Source organism: Yoonia sp. (genome assembly GCF_046498525.1).
Taxonomy (GTDB): domain Bacteria; phylum Pseudomonadota; class Alphaproteobacteria; order Rhodobacterales; family Rhodobacteraceae; genus Yoonia.
In genome coordinates, this window is record NZ_JAWOAN010000122.1 from 1 (window position 1) to 18,221 (window position 18,221).

Below are 18,221 nucleotides of genomic sequence, written 5' to 3' on the forward strand. Positions count from 1 at the left end.
CCATTTTGCTCTAAATTCCGCCGCAATCGCAGGGGAGTTTGGACGAAATCGACTCACACACGGTTTACACCCACTCGTTACCACTCACAGTATGGCGCTGCTTCTTAAGAAGCAGCGCCATTTCTTTTGTGCAGATTGGCCGGAATACGCATGATTTTGCGAAGTGCAACTGCTGCCAGATCGGTGGGCAGTGCTAAACTTTTGCGTTGATCGCCGTGAGGGACGCGCCTACCGCCGAAACCTGATTGTTACCTGTGCGCAGTGATTGAACGTCCCTTGCTAAGACGTTCTCAATGTCGTTGGCATTCATCCATATCAAATAGTCTTCATCGGTTACCTGTTGGTCAGGTCCAACCCATTTGCCGGGTTCACAATGGCTGTAGCCGTAACGAAGATGGGCACCTTTGATCGCCAGTTGTTTTGGGACCAACGCAAAAACAAAGTCGGTTTTCCACGTGTGCTGCAGTATTTCGAACAACAAGCGTGACAATAAACCTGTCGCACCTTGACTGCGTGGCCCACCCAATCCGCGTGACGGCAACCAGAAATCGCCGCAATAACCAACCAACCCTGTAACAGATTTCAACGCTTCCGGCCCTTCATAGAATGTCAGGTCAGGATCAGGCGTTGAATCGGGCGTGATGTATTTATGGCGATGCACATTCAGATGCCGACCGAGCGTAATGCCCGAAAGGTCGAGCAACCGGACTGCCTGGCTATGAATCAACTCATCGTTTTGATTGAAACCGCAAATCCAGAAACCGTTGGTTTCATCGATAAACGAACTCGCTGTATCAAAGATTGGATACAGTCCCCCGCGACCCGGGCATGAGTTGCGATAGCAACGATAGAGGGAAAAGTCGTCACCCACCTCGATCCGCATACCAGAGTCTTCAAGCTCTCGGATAATGCCTGATACATTCCGAATCATGCCAAAAATATTGCGGGCAGACATCTCTGGCTCCTCGGTCGATCATTGCTTAGGGCGCAACACTAAGAACATATTGCCAGAATTGTGTACCGCTTTTTGTGAGAATATCCCATTGGAAACTGAAAGGCGTGTCAAAAATGTGGCAGCAAAGTCACTTACTTACAGAGATCAGAAGGTGAATCCATAATCAGGTGCGGGGCCATATGTGGCCGATCAGCCTCTGCCAGTGCATCAATTTCGACCTGATCTGTAATTGCGGCAAGAAGAATAAGGCCCGGGGTCCCATCGGGAAACACACCACCAAGAAGCAATCTCTGAAACGTCCCTGGCTGGGGTTCGCCGCCATCCTTGGGCAGGTGAGCATAGATATGATCGAGGCGAACACCGCCTTCATCGTAAATGCGCGAGTACGCACCAGCAACAAAATCGTTGTACTCGTCGCCGATGTTGTCCTCGTCCAAGAGTTTGCCAATCGCGCTCTTTGACCAAGCCCATCCAAACCATTGTGCGTATGCTGACTTTTGGCCGATATCGACGAAAACCCAGCCTGCCGGCCCCTTGCGGAATATCAAGGTATAGGGTCGGATTTTCGCCAGCGCTTCGTGTTCAATTTGCGTCTCGGCATTTCCCCAAGCAGCAAACGCTTTTTTCATGATCGGTAGCCCTTTAAAAGCTAGTTGAGAGACCGGATGTTGTTGAGAGTGGAAAGTACGTTGATTGGCATCGGTATACTGAAGTTTTTCAAGTCCACCCGAGGAGTTCTTCTTTAAAGAAGATTGTCCTGCCCATAAATCAAGTCGCAAGAGCAGTGCTTTGGCTTCGTCGATTGCGTCATAGCCCTGACTTGTGAGGTTATATTGACGATCAACCACCTCAAAGAGTTGTTCTTGAAGTATCACTTCAAGATCGGTGATGTGACGCCGGACGGTTTGACGCGTCGTCCCCAGCTCTTCGCAGGCCTTGGATAGATTCAAGGTTTTGCTCAAGCATATGAATGCACGCAGCATGGCGATTGTGACGCCGGTATTATTCTTGGATTGCAGCAAATTTTCCTCCGGATATGTGGAAGATGTTGAACGAAATAGTTCACGAAAATGGGTTTATGACTAAGGCATATGCCAGCCAACAGTGCAAAAATGAGGTCAGAAATGGTGTATTTTAGGGCCATAAATTTGCTGGGTGGTTAAGAGCTCTCAGCTCTTGGACGATTACGGAAGGCAGCTCAATATCCTTCAGATTGCACTGAACATGCGAAGAGTGTGCCTTGCTGTAAAATCCAGCGCCGTGGCTGTGAAAGTCCAAACTATGGCCATCGTTTGGACACTTTAATTTGGGGAAATATGCAGCGAAAGGAGCTGCCATGAGTATTACAAATTTCCTTACCAAGTCTGCAACGCTCTCAAGTCCTCCACCGGGTTCCATCAACGTACTGGTGGGTGAAAAAATCGAAGGGCCGGGGGGCAGGTGGATTCCTTGCGCAACCAGAACCGCAGATGGGAGCTATTATTCCGGTCTGTTCCAGGTGGGGCCGGGACAAAGACAGGTCTGCGCAAGCAGCATTACGCTGGATTGCCCGAAAGAAGCCCTTTCGCGCGCGATCGCACTGGCGTCATCAGCGGCGGCCTAGACGGACAAAAAAAGAACAGCGCCCAAATTGGGCACTGTTCAATAACTTGTACATTATACTACCGCAAAACCCGTCAAAAGCGAAGCATGCGTCGCTATTACTTTGCATTTGACGGCACCTACATACTCACACGTCCGTAGGCACCATCAATCCAGCTTACATGCCCGCGGGTAAACATTAGAACTCGTTAACGAAACCGACGAATCGCGGCTCACTCGCTACACCCACTCATTACGCTATCGAATACAAACAAACGCATCCGATGCCCTAGTTCTCGCGTGAATTCAGCCCTGCTTCAATTTCATAAATTTGTAACTTCATTGGTATATTTTTCACACTATGTTGCATGATTTTTCATACATTTAGATATATTCAGACAAATCTATACACATTTATACAGGCGCTCCACCCAGCGCGGCCTGCTGTCGCAGGACTTGCATGGTATCGCAAAGTTCTTATTTACCGAAGACGTTAACGAGAGGATTACCCAATGAAATGCCCCATCGACGGTGCCACGCTCGTCATTTCTGACCGCAGTGGCGTTGAAATTGACTATTGCCCCGAGTGCCGTGGCGTTTGGTTGGACCGCGGTGAACTGGACAAGATCATAGAACGTTCAATGGGTAGCGGCGGCGGAGGTGGCGCTGACCGCCGCGATGATCGTTATCAGGAACGCCCGCGTAAGAAACGCGAAAGTTTCCTCGGAGAGCTTTTCGACTTTTAGGGGTGTCATCGCGACCTGACGGCGCTAGACCTCTTGCATCAATGCAATGAGGTCCGGCATGCAGGTCGTTACACTGATCACCACACCCACAGAACGCAATCTGGATGCGGCACTGGTCGATAGCCTGCGCAATGCATGGGGCGGTGGCGACGCAACTTGGCTTGCCGTTGATGAGGCGGCAGAATTCGCGATCCCTGTCGCGCCTGGCAACCAGTGGGATGTTTGGGCAGATTTGCAAAACGCATGCGTCGATCTGGTGATCCAGCCGCTTGAAGGGCGGCGCAAGAAGATGCTTTTGGCCGACATGGACAGCACCATGATCCGGCAAGAGTGCATTGACGAATTGGCCGCCGAAGCCGGTGTCGGCGCGCGTGTTGCCGACATCACCGCGCGTGCAATGAATGGCGAGCTTGATTTTGAAGCGTCGCTGATCGAACGCGTGGGCCTGCTCAAAGGTTTGCCGGAAGACATGATCGAACAGGTCTTGGACCAACGGATCAGCCACATGCCAGGAGGCTATGAACTGGTGAACACCATGAAAGCGCACGGTGCATATACGGCACTGGTATCGGGGGGCTTCACGGCCTTCACCGCGCGGGTTGCGGCCGCACTCGGCTTTGACGAGAACCGCGCCAACACGCTTCTGGCGTCCGATGGCAAACTGACGGGCGAGGTACAGCGGCCCATCCTTGGCAAGGCAGCCAAGGTTGAAGCATTGGAAGAAATCTCTTCAAGGCTCGGGATATCCGAAAAAGATGTTTTGGCCGTAGGCGACGGCGCCAATGATCTTGGTATGCTCAAACGGGCAGGCACTGGCGTGGCTCTGCATGCCAAACCGACGGTTCAGGCCGAGTGTAACATTCGCATCAACCATGGTGATCTGACGGCGCTTTTGTTCCTGCAAGGTTATAGCCGGGATGCGCTGGTCACCTGAGAGCGCTTCGGGCCAAACTCCGCAACCTGATCATCGCATCGCCTTTGGCGACGCGAGGTGCGATTGCTAAATATCAATCCCGCCCCGTCCTGACCCGATAATCAGATGCCAGACTTGGCGATTCTTCATCGACAACAAAGGAGAAAACTGATGACGCGTATGATTTCAATGACATTGGCTGCGACGACGATCGTATTTGCGCAGGGCTGCGAAAACCTGACGCCTGAACAGCGTACGGCTGTCGGTCTTACAGGCGGTGCTGCAGCCGGGCTGATCACTGCAGACATCCTTGATGCAAACAATGATTGGCGCGTGATTGCCGCGCTGACCGGGGCCGCTGTCGGAACAATCGTTGCGCAAAACGAAGCGACACAGGAATGTGCCTATGCGCGGGGCGATGGGACTTATGTCATCGCACCCTGCCCGTAACGCACAGCAGCACAGCGCAGGGGTTTACGGGCCCTTGCATTTGCTTGCGGCTCTGCGCAACAAGGCTGCATGGATAAATCGCGCAAACCCGCCACGATCGCCGCCCATGCCGCCGGAGCAACTGACCTGCAGTCCGGTGGCGTCGTTCCGGCATTACAGCCTTCGACAACATATCTGAGGGATGAAGACTATGCTCTCGTCCGGCCCGATAACATCTATTCCCGCGCTGATTCGGACAATCTGAGGCAGGCTGAAGAGGTTTTGCGCCTTTTGGAGGGGGCTGAAGAAACCCTGCTTTTCCCGTCAGGGATGGCCGCAATAGCTGCGGTATTCCGGACCTTGTCGAACGGTGACACTGCAATTGTCCAATCAGGCATTTATTGGGGCACGACCGCATGGATCAGAGATTTCTGCGCGCGGCGCGAGATCAATCTGATTGAAGCGGACGCTGATGCGCTGCTTGCAACGTGTGAAACGCAACACGCTAGCCTGGTGTTTATCGAGACACCTTCAAACCCCTGGCTCAAAACGCTTGATATCCGCGCAATCGCCGACTCAACCGCTGCAAAGCTCATGGTCGATGCCACAGCGGCGACGCCGATCCTGACGCGCGGTTTGGATTTTGGCGCAGATATTGTCATGCATTCCGCGACCAAGGGCATCAACGGACACTCTGATGTTCTTGCCGGGGTGCTCTCGACCTGCGCCAGAGATGCGCGTATCTGGGAAATGATCCGCGCAGATCGCAAGATGGCTGGCGCAATCCTTGGACCGTTCGAGGCATGGTTGCTGACCCGGGCGATGCGCACCTTGCCTTTGCGGGTCGAGCGCATGTCGCAAAATGCGCAAGCGCTGGCCGAGCATTTGCTGGCGCAGGACGGTGTGGATGATGTGTTTTATCCGGGCTTGCCCTCACATCCGGGCTTTGATGTGGCCAGTCGTCAAATGCAGGGTGGTTTTGGCAGTCTCATGTCCGTGATCGTCAAAGGCAGAAAGCAGGACGCGCTGCGCGTCGTCGGCAAGCTACAACTCTTTCTGCGGGCAACATCCTTGGGCGGCGTCGAAAGCCTTGTCGAACACCGGCATACGATTGAACCGCATACCGGTATTCCCGAAAACCTGATCCGCGTGTCTGTCGGGATAGAAGACATCGGCGACTTGATCGCTGACTGGGATCAGGCGCTGGGCTAAAAAAAGCCCGGGCGCAATGCCCGGGCAAGTCCAACAGGGAGGTGGAGATTAGACCCGATCTCCGGCGGGAACTCGATAATCTGTGATCAAGAGAGGGGAGGCTCTCACGCACGGCACAAAATACTACGTCACTAATCTATAGCCACCGGATTCGGTCACAAGAAGGCGGGCATTGGACGGATCTGGTTCTATTTTTTGACGAAGACGGTAAATATGTGTTTCCAATGTGTGTGTCGTCACGCCTGCGTTATAGCCCCAAACTTCGTGCAACAGCACGTCGCGGGCAACGACACCTTCGGTCGCCCGGTACAGGAATTTGAGGATATTTGTCTCTTTTTCAGTCAGGCGAACCTTTTTGTCGTCCTCGGTCACAAGCAGCTTTTGGGCGGGCTTGAAGGTATATGGCCCAAGCTGGAAAACCGCATCTTCCGACTGTTCATGGGTACGCAACTGGCTGCGGATGCGGGCCAGAAGTACAGGGAATTTGAAGGGCTTACTGACATAGTCATTGGCGCCGGCGTCCAGACCCAAAATCGTATCAGCATCACTGTCCTGGGCCGTTAGCATGATGATCGGGCATTTGATGCCCTGCTTGCGCATAAGACGGCAAAGCTCGCGTCCATCCGTGTCAGGCAGACCCACGTCAAGGATCATCAGATCATACAGACCCTCCTTGGCTTTCACCATGGCGCTGACACCGTCGTCTGCCTCAAATACGTCAAAGTCTTCGGTCATCAGCAATTGCTCGCCCAATGCCTCGCGCAGGTCATCATCGTCATCGACGAGTAGAATTTTTTTGAGTTGTCCCATGACATCCTCCTTCTTTACCATTTAGACTTGAGCACTGATTACGTTCGAGACAACCAATCGCATCACTGTTTCACACGGACGTGTGATTTGGCGTGCAAATGTTTCACTTTGCTGCGGAAACGACTATTTGTTGAAACAAAAGAGAGGCTGACGGCGATGGGTTTTGCCCCTGACATTACAGAACGACTGGCGCGTGCCCGCGCAGATTTGCGCATGGGCGTGCCTGTTGTGCTGGACGGTGGTGCGCTGGTGCTGGCTGCCGAAACGCTGGACGCGGTGCGGCTGGCGGATTTGCGGACATTGGGCGGAGAAGCAGTGCTTGCCGTGACAAGCTGGCGGGCCGAGACGCTGAAAGCGCGTGCGTATGATGGCGACATCGCGCGGATCATCCTGCCCCCCGATGTCACATTGAACTGGGTGCGTGCCATTGCCGACCCGGCGGATGATCTGCGCGCACCGATGAAGGGGCCCTTGCAGACCGCACGAGACGGTGGGGCAGACCTGCACCGCGCAGCCATCGCGATGGTCAAGGCGGCCCGTTTGCTGCCTGCTGCGGTGGTCCTGCCGCTGGATGATGCGCCGCGCTTTGCCGCGCAGCACAACCTGACCCTCATTCCCGCAGATGCCGCCCTTGATACCGGGCTCAGCCCCCTGAGCCCGATTATTTCGGCCCGCCTGCCCTTGGATGTGTCCGAAGCGGGGCGCTTGCATATCTTCCGCCCCGATGATGGTGCAGAAGAACATTACGCCGTCGAAATCGGGAAACCGGACCGCAGCAAACCGGTGCTGTCGCGCTTGCACTCGGCCTGTTTTACGGGAGACCTGCTTGGATCGTTGAAATGCGATTGCGGCCCGCAGTTGCGCGGGGCCTTGGCTCAGATGGGCGCCGAAGGCGCAGGCGTTCTGCTGTACCTCAACCAAGAGGGGCGCGGGATCGGGCTGGCCAATAAAATGCGGGCTTATTCCTTGCAGGATCAGGGGTTCGACACGGTTGAGGCGAATCACCGTCTTGGCTTTGAAGACGACGAACGGGATTTCCGGATCGGTGCCGAAATCCTCAAGCGCATGGGGTTCGGGGCGGTGCGGTTGCTGACCAACAACCCCGCCAAGGTGGTGCGGATGGAACACTGCGGCATAGCCGTAACGGAGCGCGTCCCGCTGAAGGTGGGCCATAACCCGCACAACCACGCCTATCTTGCAACGAAGGCCGCGAAATCAGGGCATTTATTATGATGCAAAACCGCGCGGCGCATCAGGTGAAACATGTTCGACCGGACACAAAACGTTTATCATGAAACAAACCGATCTTGTCCTTGCACCTACGCACCTGCGCTTCCTGAACCACCGCTTTCCCTGCACCATCGGGCGCGGGGGTCTGACCAACCGCAAGAAAGAGGGCGATGGTGCCACACCGCGCGGCATCCACCGAATTGTCGGGATGCTCTACCGGCCCGACCGGATGGCGCGGCCCGCGGATTGGGCGCTGCCGATCGGGCCGTCTGATCTGTGGTCTGACGATGTGGGCCATGAAGACTATAACCTGATGGTCCGTGCGCCTTATCCTCACGGTCACGAACGCCTGCGCCGGGCTGATCCCATGTATAATCTGGTCATCCTGACCGACTGGAACTGGCCCTATGCGGTCAAGGGGCGTGGTTCGGCCATTTTCATTCATGCTTGGCGCGGTCCCGGTCGACCAACAGAGGGCTGCGTGGCATTTCGTCCAGATCATCTGCGCTGGATCGCCGCCCGTATCCACCATGAAACGCGCCTTGTTATCGCATAACCGCTGGCATTGCGCTTTATCTTGGGCCACATCACAAGGGACACCCGATGAAACACCAAGGCCCATTCATGACACCGGAACAAATTGCCGAACTCCCCTATCGTCCCTGCGTCGGCATCATGCTGGCCAATTCACGCGGGCATGTCTTCGTGGCCCAACGCAAGGACCGCGACACAGACGCATGGCAGATGCCACAGGGTGGCGTAGACAAGGGCGAAAACTGCCGCGAAGCTGCCTTGCGCGAGCTTGAGGAAGAAACCAGCATTTCGCCCAAACTGGTTGCGATCGAAGCCGAGAGCGACGGCCTGATCCGTTACGATCTGCCGCATACGTTGGTCCCGAACATCTGGAAGGGGCGTTATCGGGGGCAAGAGCAGAAATGGTACCTGATGCGCTTTCACGGCACCGACAGTCAGATTGATCTGGAGACCAAGACCCCCGAGTTCACAGCGTGGCAGTGGATGCCAGCGGACCGGATTGTCGACAGTATCGTGCCGTTCAAGCGCGCTGTGTACGAGCAGGTCTTGGCAGAGTTTGGCCCAAAGCTTTAGGCGGCTCCGTTCACCGCAACCTTTGCAACAACCCCAGTGACGGGTGTCCATCCGGCGGCAGCCCCATGCGGCGCTGATAGTCCCTGATCGCTGCGCGGGAATTCGGGCCGATTTGCCCGTCGACACCCCGTGTCGAAAAACCGGCATTGGTCAGGCGCTGTTGCAACTCGCGCCTTTCGGCCCGGCGCAGACCGCGTTCATCCGGCGGGAACGCCGATTGCAGCGGCCCCGCCCCGCGGATCCGGTCAGACAGATGGCCAACCCCGATGATATAGGCCTCGGCGTTATTATAGCGCCCGATCACATCGTAGTTGCGGAACAACAGAAATGCAGGGCCACCTGCGCCTGTTGGCGTACTCAGCGTGGCATCCCCATAATTGGGGACCGGTTGCCCGTCCGTTCCGACAACACCTGAACGCGCCCAATCATCGGGGCGGCGCGTGACAGTGCGCCCCGTCTGGCCATAGTCAAACCCACGGGGCAATCGCACTTCGACGCCCCAAGGTTGCCCTTTCTGCCATCCGAACCGGCGGAAATAGGCGGCGGTTGAGGCCAGCGCATCGCTGGGGTCATCCGCCCAGATATCACGCCGTCCATCGCCCGTGAAATCGACGGCATAGGCCTCGTATGATGTCGGAATGAACTGTGTATGGCCCATCGCACCGGCCCAGGACCCGGTCATATTGCGGGGGGCGACATCTCCGTTTTGCAGGATGCGCAGGGCTGCAATCAACTGACTTTCGAAAAACCGCCCCCGCCGTCCGTCATAGGCGAGCGTTGCAAGCGTCGAGATCAGCGGTGTGTCGCCACGCCGTTGGCCGTAGTTGCTTTCCATGCCCCAAACCGCGACGACGACATGCGGTTCCACATCAAAGCGTGCTTCGATTTGTGCCAGTACATTGGCATAGCGTCGCACCATGTCGCGGCCATTGCTGACCCGTGTATCGGAAGCCGCCGTAGCCATATAGTCAGCCAAGGGGCGCACAAATTCAGCCTGATTGCGGTCCCGATCGATGCTGTCGGGCAAATAGCGCACGTCGGAAAAAGCGGCGTTGAACGTGCGCTCCGTGATCCCCGAGGCACGGGCGCGCCCTCGAAACCCGGCAATCCAGTTTTGAAAACCTGATGCCTGCGCGGACGCCATCGATGCCAAGGATAAGGATGAAAGACTTGCTGCAATGAACTGCCTGCGGTGCATGGTGCCTCCTGTTTTGGATGCAGCCTAACGAAAATTGCGTGCGCAGAAAATCATAGCTTTTTGCCATGCGCGTTTTCCGCCGATCATGGCCTGTGCCGTCACTTGCGGGTGCGTTTGACCTTGCGGGCCGTCTTTGCGGCCTTCTTGTGGGTCGACCCGACCTTGCGGCGCGGCGGTTTTCCGCGCCCTCGCGATGGGCCACGCGGTACCGTGCGGTCTTCCAACGTCAGCAGTTCAACGATCAACCCGCCCGTGACAGGCGCAGCTTCGGCCAGCTTGACCGTGACACGTTGCCCCAAACCGATGACCATACCGCTGTCGGACCCCATCAAGGTCTGGCTGTCAGCGTCATAGTGGAAATATTCACGCCCCAAAGTCCGGATCGGGATCATTGCGTCGGCACCGGTTTCATCAAGCTTCACGAAGACACCAAACTTGGCGATGCCGCTGATCCGCCCTGTTAACTCTGCCCCGATGCGATCTGACAGGAAAGCGGCCAGATACCGGTCCGTCGTGTCCCGCTCTGCAACCATCGAACGGCGCTCGGTATCGCTGATCTGCTTGGCGGTCGCGGTGAGGTGTTCAACATCCCAATCACTGAGCCCGTCATCGCCCCAGCCATGCGCCTTGATCAGCGCACGGTGCACGATCAGGTCGGAGTAGCGGCGGATTGGCGATGTGAAATGCGCATAGGCGCGCAGGGCCAGACCGAAGTGTCCAAAGTTGTCGGGAAAGTAATAGGCCTGCGTCATGGACCGCAGTGTGGCCATATTGATCAGCTCGTCGTTTTCAGTGCCCTCGGCCCCCGCCAAAAGCTTGTTGAGATGCGCGGTTTTCAAAACCTGCCCCTTCGCCAGCGTCAGGCCGGATGCCGTGGCGACCTCGCGCAGGGCATCCAGTTTTTCTGGGGTGGGTTCTTCGTGGACACGGAACAGCAACGGCGATTTCCTGGCGATCAGGGTTTCGGCCGCAGCGACATTCGCAAGCACCATGAATTCTTCGATTAAACGGTGCGCGTCCAGCCGTTCCTTGTATTTGACGGATGTGACCTTGCCCGCATCGTTCAGCACGATCTGGCGTTCCGGCAGGTCAAGTTCCAACGGCTGGCGCTGGGCGCGGGCTTTCATGAGTGCGCCAAAGGCCTGATAAAGCGGTGTAATGATCTCATCCATCAACGGTGCCACTTTGTCGTTGGGTTGCCCGTCAACGGCGGCTTGCACCTCTTCATAGTTGAGAGACACGACCGATTTCATCAGGCCGCGATGGAATGTGTGATCAATCTTGTTGCCTGCCGGATCAATGCGCATCGCCACGGCAATACAGGCACGTTCCACCCCTTCATGCAGCGAGCAAAGATCACCTGAAAGGCGGTCCGGCAACATCGGCACGACGCGATCCGGAAAATAAGTCGAATTGCCGCGCTTGCGCGCCTCGCGGTCCAGTTCCGAACCCGGCGTGACATAATACGCCACGTCCGCAATCGCGACCCAGACGATAAAACCGCCATCATTCTTTGGGTCGGGATCGGGTTCGACGAAACAGGCATCGTCATGGTCACGGGCGTCCCATGGGTCGATGGTGATCAGCGGCAGATCGCGCAAGTCTTTGCGACCGTCCAATCCGGCCGGTTTCGCGCTGTCGGCCTCTGCCACGACCTCATCGGGGAAATGATCGGGGATGCCGTGCTGGTGGATGGCAATCAGCGAAACGGCACGCGGTTCGGTCGGATCACCAAGGCGGGCCACGATGCGCGCTTTGGGCAGACCCAAGCGCCCCTTCGGTCCGGCTTGTTCGGCCTCCACCAACTCGCCATCCTTGGCGCCACCGGTCGCACCGGCGGCCACTGTCCACTGCTTGTCAGCGCCCTTGTCGATGGGCAGCACACGGCCCCCTTCAGAATCAGCACGAAATACCCCCAGAATACGCAGGGGGTTTGTCCCGATCCGGCGGATCATGCGGGCGGTGTGGCTGTGATCTTCGGTTTGATCGACAGTCAGACGACCAAGGATACGGTCACCGGGGCCAAGGGCGGGATCGCTGGAACGCATCATCATCAGAATACGCGGTTCAGCCCCGTCGCCTTTCCACTCCAGCGGACGGGCGAAAAGATCGCCGTCGGCATCAGTGCCAACCACTTCCAGCACAGCAACCGGCGGCAGGTCTTCGGCATCGCGGTAAGAACTGCGGCGCTTGGTCAGCTTGCCGTCTTCTTCCAGTTCCTTGAGCAGGCGCTTGAGATCAATGCGCGCAGCCCCCTTGATGCCAAAAGCCTTGGCGATATCGCGTTTGGACGCTTGGGTTGGATGTTCGGAAATCCATGCAAGGATTTCGGATTTGGAAGGGATGCGTGTCATGTCGCAGCCCTAGCACGGCGCAACGGGCGCGTCATCCTAATTGGGTGCGCGTAACTTACACAAAATAATCCGTCAGAATACGCTTGTAGATCGTCTTGAGCTGGCCGATCTGCGCCACTTCGACCCGTTCATCGACCTGATGCATAGTCTTGCCGACCAGCCCGAATTCGACCACCGGACAGTGATCTTTGACAAATCGTGCATCGGATGTGCCGCCGGATGTGGAAAGTTCGGGCATGCGCCCTGTCTCTGCCGCGACGGCCCTGCCGACCAGATCAGACAATTCACCCGGCGGCGTGACAAAACTTTCGCCGGAAACCTTGACCGACGTCGCGATCTTTACGCCAAAGTCATGGGCCACTTTGTCGGCCTCTTTCTGGATCCAAGCGGTCAGGTCTGCGCTGGTGTGGGTGTCATTGAAGCGGATGTTCACGGTCGCCTTGGTCTGGGCGGGGATCACATTCGTGGCCGGATTGCCGGTGTCGATGGTCAGCACCTGCAATGACGACGGGTCGAAATGCGCGGTCCCTTCATCAAGAACGCGCGACGACAGTACATCCATCAGCCGCGCCATTGCAGGCATCGGATTTCTGGCACGATGAGGATAGGCCGCATGCCCCTGTACGCCGGTGATTATGAAAAACGTGGTCATCGACCCGCGGCGCCCGATTTTCATCGCCTCGCCCATGATATCAGGGCTGGTAGGCTCGCCCACCAGACAGGCCGTCATCGTCTCGTTGTTGGCCGCCATCCAGTCCAGCAGGGCTGTGGTGCCGTCTACTGCATCCCCCTCTTCGTCGCCGGTAATCGCTAGCACCACGGCCCCGTCAGGGGGTGTTTCATTCACAAAATCAATGGCTGCCGCTGCAAAGGCAGCAACACCTGATTTCATGTCGGTCGCACCACGCCCGTAAAGATAGCCGTCTCTGATCTCGGCCCCGAAAGGTGGCATCGTCCACGCGGCCTCGTCCCCCAAAGGCACCACATCCGTGTGCCCATTGAACCCGAATGTCCGGTTTGCCCCTTGCCGTCCCCAGCGGGCATAAAGGTTGGATACGCCGCCACGATCAACGCGGGTGCAGGTAAACCCGCCTTTGGTCAGTACGTCCTCAAGCAGGACAAGCGCCCCGCCTTCGTTCGGGGTCACCGAGGGGCAGCGCACGAGGTCGGCAGTCAGGGCAACGGGATCAATCGGCATGGGTCAGTCTCCTTTGCGCCATGGCTAGCGCGAAGGGCGGCGGGATGCAATTTATCCGCGTACGATATAGGTGTGGATGGCAAAGATGACGGCGTCGGTGCGCGGGAGGCGCAGGATACATTGGCGCTCGGACCGGATAAAGGGCATGTCATCGGTCGCGGCCCGTTTACGGGGCTGGTGCAGATCGGGATCGGTATAAGACAGCTTGTTGAAGCGCCACAGCGGTCTGCCCACGCGCACCCCGTCAAACAGGCGCTGCACGCGGCGGGCGATGTTATCATCGTATTCATCGACAGGGTCATGGATGCAGGTCAGGGGGCGATTGATCTTTTCTGCCAGCCGCCAGTTGGCGGGAAAACACAAGACAGCACCGGTCAACACATGCTCTGCGCCCTGCTTTTGCAGGATGCAGATATCCTCTTGCACCAGATGGCCCAGCGTATGCAGCGGGGCGTCCCGATCTATGTGCACAGGGCGCCCATCCGGGCAAATTACGGCATCGTCGGACAGATCAAACCCGAGGTCCGGCAATATCCCGAGCGCCGCGTCAAGCACCTCTTGGCCTGCAACGCGAACGCTCTCGGGTTCATACAGTACCGCATCCTTTCGCGTGCCGATCAGTTGTGCGCGCAGAGACATTTGGGCCGCATAGGCATCATCGACGTGCAGCCACGCGTAGGGGTCGCAAGGCATTGTGCCGGGCAGGCGGGGATCGCCTGCATGGGCCTGCGGCAATGAGCTCTGCAAAATCAAGCTCATTTCCTTTCGTGACATGGTCTCAAGACGTCAGTGCTGCTCATTCGTCTCGTCAAAGAACGGTGTCATCTGCGCGACGATCACGCTGTTTTCTTCCAATGCGCGCGCCATCAGCGTTTTTTCGTCGTCCGAAATGTCGTGTCCTTCGGCCAGTCGTTCATCCAACGTGCCATAGCCTGACACATCAAGCGGAGCGAGGTCCGCCTGCTTGAGGATCGCCACGGTTTCGCGCACGGCTTCGGCTTCGTCCACGCCGCTGGCATAGCACATAAGCGCGGCTCCTGTTGCCTCGGCAGGCAAGCCGTCTCCGGCATTGCGGCCTACCTCGACAAGCAGGGTGTAGACCTGTTGGCGGCTTTCTTTCTTGCTCATTTGTCTTCCTTCTCTTCCCAGCGTGAGCGGACCGCCCAGATCGTGGAGACGATGATCACGATCTGGAGCGGTGCGTAGATCAGCACCATCAGCACAAGGATCGTCAGCGGCAGCGAGAATTCCATCACGTAAATGAATGTCAACGCAGGTTGCCAGAGCATCGCAAGCAAGACTGCGATGATGATGACATCCGCCGCAACCGGCAGCCAAGCCGCCTTGAAAGACGGGCGGACGCCCGCCGCGATGCGCTTGCGCGCGAGAAGGCGGCTGATGATCACCTAGTCACGCAGCAGTTCATTGATGCCGGTCTTGGAGCGGGTCCGTTCGTCCACCCGCTTGACGATTACGGCACAATACAGGCTGACGTTATTCTTGGACGGCATGGAACCGGCCACCACGACCGAATAGGGCGGCACTTCACCATACATCACTTCTCCGGTTTCGCGGTCCACGATCTTGGTGGATTGTCCGATGAAAACGCCCATGCCAAGCACAGACCCCTCGCGCACGATGCAGCCTTCGACAACTTCGGATCGTGCGCCGATAAAGCAGTTGTCTTCGATGATCGTCGGGCCCGCCTGCATAGGTTCCAGCACGCCACCAATGCCGACGCCGCCGGACAGGTGCACGTTCTTGCCGATTTGCGCACAAGAGCCCACGGTTGCCCAAGTATCGACCATCGTGCCTTCGCCAATGTAAGCGCCAAGGTTCACGAAAGAAGGCATCAGCACCACACCGGGCGCGATGTAGGCAGATTTGCGCACGACGCAATTCGGCACCGCGCGGAAACCTGCGGCCTGCCATTGGTTTGATCCCCAGCCTTTGAACTTGCTGTCGACCTTGTCCCACCAGCCGCCGCCTTGTGGGCCACCTTCCTGCGGTTCCATGTCCTTGATGCGAAAGCCCAGAAGAACCGCCTTCTTCGCCCATTGGTTCACGTGCCAGCTGCCGTCATCCTGCTTTTCGGCGACGCGCAACTTGCCACTGTCCAGCGCGTTCAGCGTGTCTTCGATGGCTTCGCGGGTTTCACCGGTGGTTGAAGGCGAAATCGTATCGCGGGCATCCCACGCAGCTTCGATGGCGGTCTCTAGGGCGGCATTGGACATGTGCGTTCTCCGTAAAATGATTTCTCAGGCTTCTAGCGGGGGCGGGCGGATCAATCAACGCTCCTTGGAGGCAACTGCCCTTGCAAACCTGCCTTAAGCGGGCAACCTTGCAAGCAAATCAGGCAGGATACCCGAAAACAATGACTGACGACCGCAAACACCCCTTCCGCGACAGCCACGAAGACCGCGAGTCGGCAAGCCATATCCCCGACACACCGCAAACGCGGGCGCCGTCATATGCGCTGGCCTTCGCGGATGAGGACTTTATGTACCGGCCGGAGTTGCGGCCGGTGCGGTTGCAGCTTGAATTGCTGAAACCCGAACTGCTGATGAATGAGGCCAATATAACCTCGACCATCGTGCTTTTCGGGGGCGCGCGTATTCCCGAACCTGAAAAGAAAGAGACCGCGCGCACCGAGGCACTGGCTGATTTGACAAGATACTACGCGCAAGCGCGCCTTTTTGCGCGGATGATTACGGCGAAATCCATGAAAACGGGTGGCACCGACAATGTCATCGTCACCGGTGGCGGCCCCGGCGTGATGGAAGCGGGCAACCGTGGCGCAGCAGAGGCAGGAGGGCGGTCCATCGGGCTGAACATTGTGCTGCCCCATGAACAGGCCCCCAACATCTATGTCACGCCAGAGCTTTGCTTCAATTTTCACTACTTCGGCATCCGCAAGATGCATTTCCTGATGCGCGCGTCTGCGGTGTGCATTTTCCCCGGTGGTTTTGGCACGCTGGACGAAATGTTCGAGGCGCTTACCCTGATCCAGACCGGGCGGATGGAGCAAATCCCGTTCCTGCTTTTTGGGCGCGAATTCTGGGAAAAGATCATCAATTGGGATGCCTTGGCCGATGCGGGCGTGATCTCGGATGAAGATCTGAAGCTGTTCCGCTATGTCGAAACGGCGGACGATGCAATCGCCGCACTGGAAAACTGGGAAGGCAAGGGCGAAAAGCGCGGGATGATCCCCGGGCGCTGACATGCTGGCGCGACAATGCGACAGCATGGCAAACTTGGCGTTAAAGCCCGGCTTCCTGTGCGATCTGCGCCTTCGATTTCCGCTCCCGCTCGGTCGCCGACTTTAGCTGGCCGCAAGCCGCCATGATATCCTCGCCGCGTGGTGTGCGGATCGGTGATGCATAGCCTGCCTTGTAGATGATATCGGCAAATTTGCGGATACGGTTGTTTGACGATCGTTTATAGGGCGCCCCGGGCCATTCATTGAAGGGGATCAGGTTGATCTTGGCGGGAATACCCTCGATCAGTTTGATCAGGCGGTGCGCATCCTCGTCACTGTCGTTCACGCCGTCCAGCATCACATACTCGAACGTGATCCGTTCGGAATTCGACACCTTTGGATAGACGCGCAACGCATCCAGCAGATCCGCGATCGGCCAGCGCTTGTTGATCGGCACCAGACGATCACGTACGTCATCGGTCGTCGCGTGGAAAGACACAGCCAATTGACAGCCGATTTCCTGCGCTGTCCGCGCAATCTCTGGAACAACTCCCGAAGTCGACAGCGTAATCCGTCGGCGTGATAGCGAGATGCCTTCGGGATCCATCGCGATCTTCATCGCATCGCGGACGTTCTCGAAATTATAAAGCGGCTCGCCCATTCCCATCAAAACGACATTTGACAGCAAACGCGTTTCATCTTTCGGCGCGCCGGGAACCGGCCATTCGCCCAGATCGTCACGGGCCAACATGACCTGCCCGACAATCTCGGCCGCGGTCAGGTTGCGGACCAGTTTTTGCGTGCCGGTATGGCAGAATGAACAGGTCAGGGTGCAGCCAACCTGGCTGGAGATGCACAAGGTGCCCCGATCCGTTTCGGGAATATAGACAACCTCGACCTCGTGACCGCCGGCTATACGCACCAGATACTTGCGTGTGCCATCGCCGGACACCTGACGCGTCACGACCTCTGGCAATTCAATCACGAACTGATCGGCCAGCATCGCGCGGTAGTCCTTGGCCAGATTGGTCATTTCGGCAAAATCGCGCACGCCCCAGTGGTAGATCCATTGCCAGATCTGGCCGACGCGCATCTTTGCCTGCTTTTCCGCCGTACCGGCCGCAATCAACGCATCGCGCATCTGGTCGCGTGACAGACCGATCAGGTTTTGCGGTCCTTCGGGCAGCTTGCGCGGAATAGTCAGCACGTCCTGCGTGATGGGGGCCTTGGCGTCCATGGGGTGTCTCTCAAACTGGGGTTAGATTGGGCATATAAGAGAAAAAGGCGGC

At 57.2% G+C, this 18,221-nt stretch carries 20 protein-coding genes; 9 read left to right on the plus strand and 11 right to left on the minus strand.

Going from position 1 to position 18,221, the window contains the following annotated elements:
• Positions 1-193 precede the first annotated feature (193 nt).
• Together R6T97_RS08350 and R6T97_RS08355 are read right to left on the minus strand one after the other, a co-directional pair.
• Positions 194-955, minus strand: a complete 762-nt coding sequence (locus R6T97_RS08350) for a hypothetical protein (protein ID WP_410348829.1) — start codon at positions 953-955, stop codon at positions 194-196.
• Between the two features lie 131 nt (positions 956-1,086).
• Positions 1,087-1,977 (minus strand): LysR family transcriptional regulator, encoded by an 891-nt coding sequence (locus R6T97_RS08355; protein ID WP_410348830.1) that lies wholly within the window; start codon positions 1,975-1,977, stop codon positions 1,087-1,089.
• Between the two features lie 314 nt (positions 1,978-2,291).
• Here R6T97_RS08355 and R6T97_RS08360 point away from each other — a divergent pair, with 314 nt between their 5' ends.
• The 5 genes from R6T97_RS08360 (at position 2,292) to R6T97_RS08380 (ending at position 5,836) form a co-directional block, all read left to right on the plus strand.
• Positions 2,292-2,558, plus strand: coding sequence for a hypothetical protein (locus R6T97_RS08360; protein ID WP_410348831.1), 267 nt, complete (start codon positions 2,292-2,294; stop codon positions 2,556-2,558).
• 490 nt (positions 2,559-3,048) lie between these two features.
• On the plus strand, positions 3,049-3,282 hold the full coding sequence (locus tag R6T97_RS08365; protein ID WP_410348832.1) for a zf-TFIIB domain-containing protein: 234 nt from the start codon (positions 3,049-3,051) through the stop codon (positions 3,280-3,282).
• A 58-nt stretch (positions 3,283-3,340) separates the two neighbouring features.
• A complete protein-coding gene (gene serB, locus R6T97_RS08370; RefSeq protein ID WP_410348833.1) occupies positions 3,341-4,216 on the plus strand; it encodes a phosphoserine phosphatase SerB in 876 nt (291 codons plus the stop codon).
• A 150-nt stretch (positions 4,217-4,366) separates the two neighbouring features.
• Positions 4,367-4,645 (plus strand): glucose-6-phosphate isomerase, encoded by a 279-nt coding sequence (locus tag R6T97_RS08375; protein WP_410348834.1) that lies wholly within the window; start codon positions 4,367-4,369, stop codon positions 4,643-4,645.
• 69 nt (positions 4,646-4,714) lie between these two features.
• Positions 4,715-5,836 carry a trans-sulfuration enzyme family protein gene (locus R6T97_RS08380; RefSeq protein ID WP_410348835.1) on the plus strand — a complete coding sequence of 374 codons (1,122 nt, stop codon included), beginning with the start codon at positions 4,715-4,717 and terminating at the stop codon, positions 5,834-5,836.
• 123 nt (positions 5,837-5,959) lie between these two features.
• Here R6T97_RS08380 and R6T97_RS08385 read toward each other — a convergent pair whose 3' ends face one another.
• Entirely contained in the window at positions 5,960-6,646 is a 687-nt protein-coding gene (locus tag R6T97_RS08385; RefSeq protein ID WP_410348836.1) for a response regulator transcription factor, read from the minus strand.
• Between the two features lie 156 nt (positions 6,647-6,802).
• Here R6T97_RS08385 and ribA point away from each other — a divergent pair, with 156 nt between their 5' ends.
• The 3 genes from ribA (at position 6,803) to R6T97_RS08400 (ending at position 8,983) form a co-directional block, all read left to right on the plus strand.
• Positions 6,803-7,879: a GTP cyclohydrolase II gene (ribA, locus tag R6T97_RS08390; RefSeq protein WP_410348837.1), complete on the plus strand. Its 1,077-nt coding sequence runs from the start codon at positions 6,803-6,805 to the stop codon at positions 7,877-7,879.
• A 58-nt stretch (positions 7,880-7,937) separates the two neighbouring features.
• Positions 7,938-8,432, plus strand: coding sequence for a L,D-transpeptidase (locus tag R6T97_RS08395; RefSeq protein ID WP_410348838.1), 495 nt, complete (start codon positions 7,938-7,940; stop codon positions 8,430-8,432).
• A gap of 68 nt (positions 8,433-8,500) precedes the next feature.
• A complete protein-coding gene (locus tag R6T97_RS08400) occupies positions 8,501-8,983 on the plus strand; it encodes an RNA pyrophosphohydrolase (RefSeq protein ID WP_410348839.1) in 483 nt (160 codons plus the stop codon).
• A 10-nt stretch (positions 8,984-8,993) separates the two neighbouring features.
• Here R6T97_RS08400 and R6T97_RS08405 read toward each other — a convergent pair whose 3' ends face one another.
• The 7 genes from R6T97_RS08405 to dapD form a co-directional block, all read right to left on the minus strand.
• Positions 8,994-10,181, minus strand: a complete 1,188-nt coding sequence (locus tag R6T97_RS08405) for a lytic murein transglycosylase (RefSeq protein ID WP_410348840.1) — start codon at positions 10,179-10,181, stop codon at positions 8,994-8,996.
• Between the two features lie 98 nt (positions 10,182-10,279).
• The gene (rnr, locus tag R6T97_RS08410) at positions 10,280-12,535 is read right to left on the minus strand and encodes a ribonuclease R (protein WP_410348841.1); all 2,256 of its coding nucleotides are present in this window, start codon (positions 12,533-12,535) and stop codon (positions 10,280-10,282) included.
• Positions 12,536-12,590: 55 nt separating this feature from the next.
• Positions 12,591-13,733: a succinyl-diaminopimelate desuccinylase gene (gene dapE, locus R6T97_RS08415; protein WP_410348842.1), complete on the minus strand. Its 1,143-nt coding sequence runs from the start codon at positions 13,731-13,733 to the stop codon at positions 12,591-12,593.
• A gap of 51 nt (positions 13,734-13,784) precedes the next feature.
• The gene (locus tag R6T97_RS08420) at positions 13,785-14,492 is read right to left on the minus strand and encodes a heme-dependent oxidative N-demethylase family protein (protein ID WP_410348843.1); all 708 of its coding nucleotides are present in this window, start codon (positions 14,490-14,492) and stop codon (positions 13,785-13,787) included.
• Positions 14,493-14,519: 27 nt separating this feature from the next.
• Entirely contained in the window at positions 14,520-14,861 is a 342-nt protein-coding gene (locus R6T97_RS08425; RefSeq protein ID WP_410348844.1) for a hypothetical protein, read from the minus strand.
• The gene (locus R6T97_RS08430) at positions 14,858-15,139 is read right to left on the minus strand and encodes a hypothetical protein (protein WP_410348845.1); all 282 of its coding nucleotides are present in this window, start codon (positions 15,137-15,139) and stop codon (positions 14,858-14,860) included. Before R6T97_RS08430 ends, R6T97_RS08425 begins: the two co-directional genes overlap by 4 nt.
• Positions 15,140-15,967, minus strand: coding sequence for a 2,3,4,5-tetrahydropyridine-2,6-dicarboxylate N-succinyltransferase (dapD, locus tag R6T97_RS08435; RefSeq protein ID WP_410348846.1), 828 nt, complete (start codon positions 15,965-15,967; stop codon positions 15,140-15,142).
• Between the two features lie 140 nt (positions 15,968-16,107).
• On the opposite strand from dapD, the gene R6T97_RS08440 reads away from it, so the two are divergent.
• Positions 16,108-16,953, plus strand: coding sequence for an LOG family protein (locus tag R6T97_RS08440; RefSeq protein WP_410348847.1), 846 nt, complete (start codon positions 16,108-16,110; stop codon positions 16,951-16,953).
• A 40-nt stretch (positions 16,954-16,993) separates the two neighbouring features.
• Here R6T97_RS08440 and rlmN read toward each other — a convergent pair whose 3' ends face one another.
• A complete protein-coding gene (gene rlmN, locus R6T97_RS08445) occupies positions 16,994-18,169 on the minus strand; it encodes a 23S rRNA (adenine(2503)-C(2))-methyltransferase RlmN (RefSeq protein WP_410348848.1) in 1,176 nt (391 codons plus the stop codon).
• Positions 18,170-18,221 lie beyond the last annotated feature (52 nt).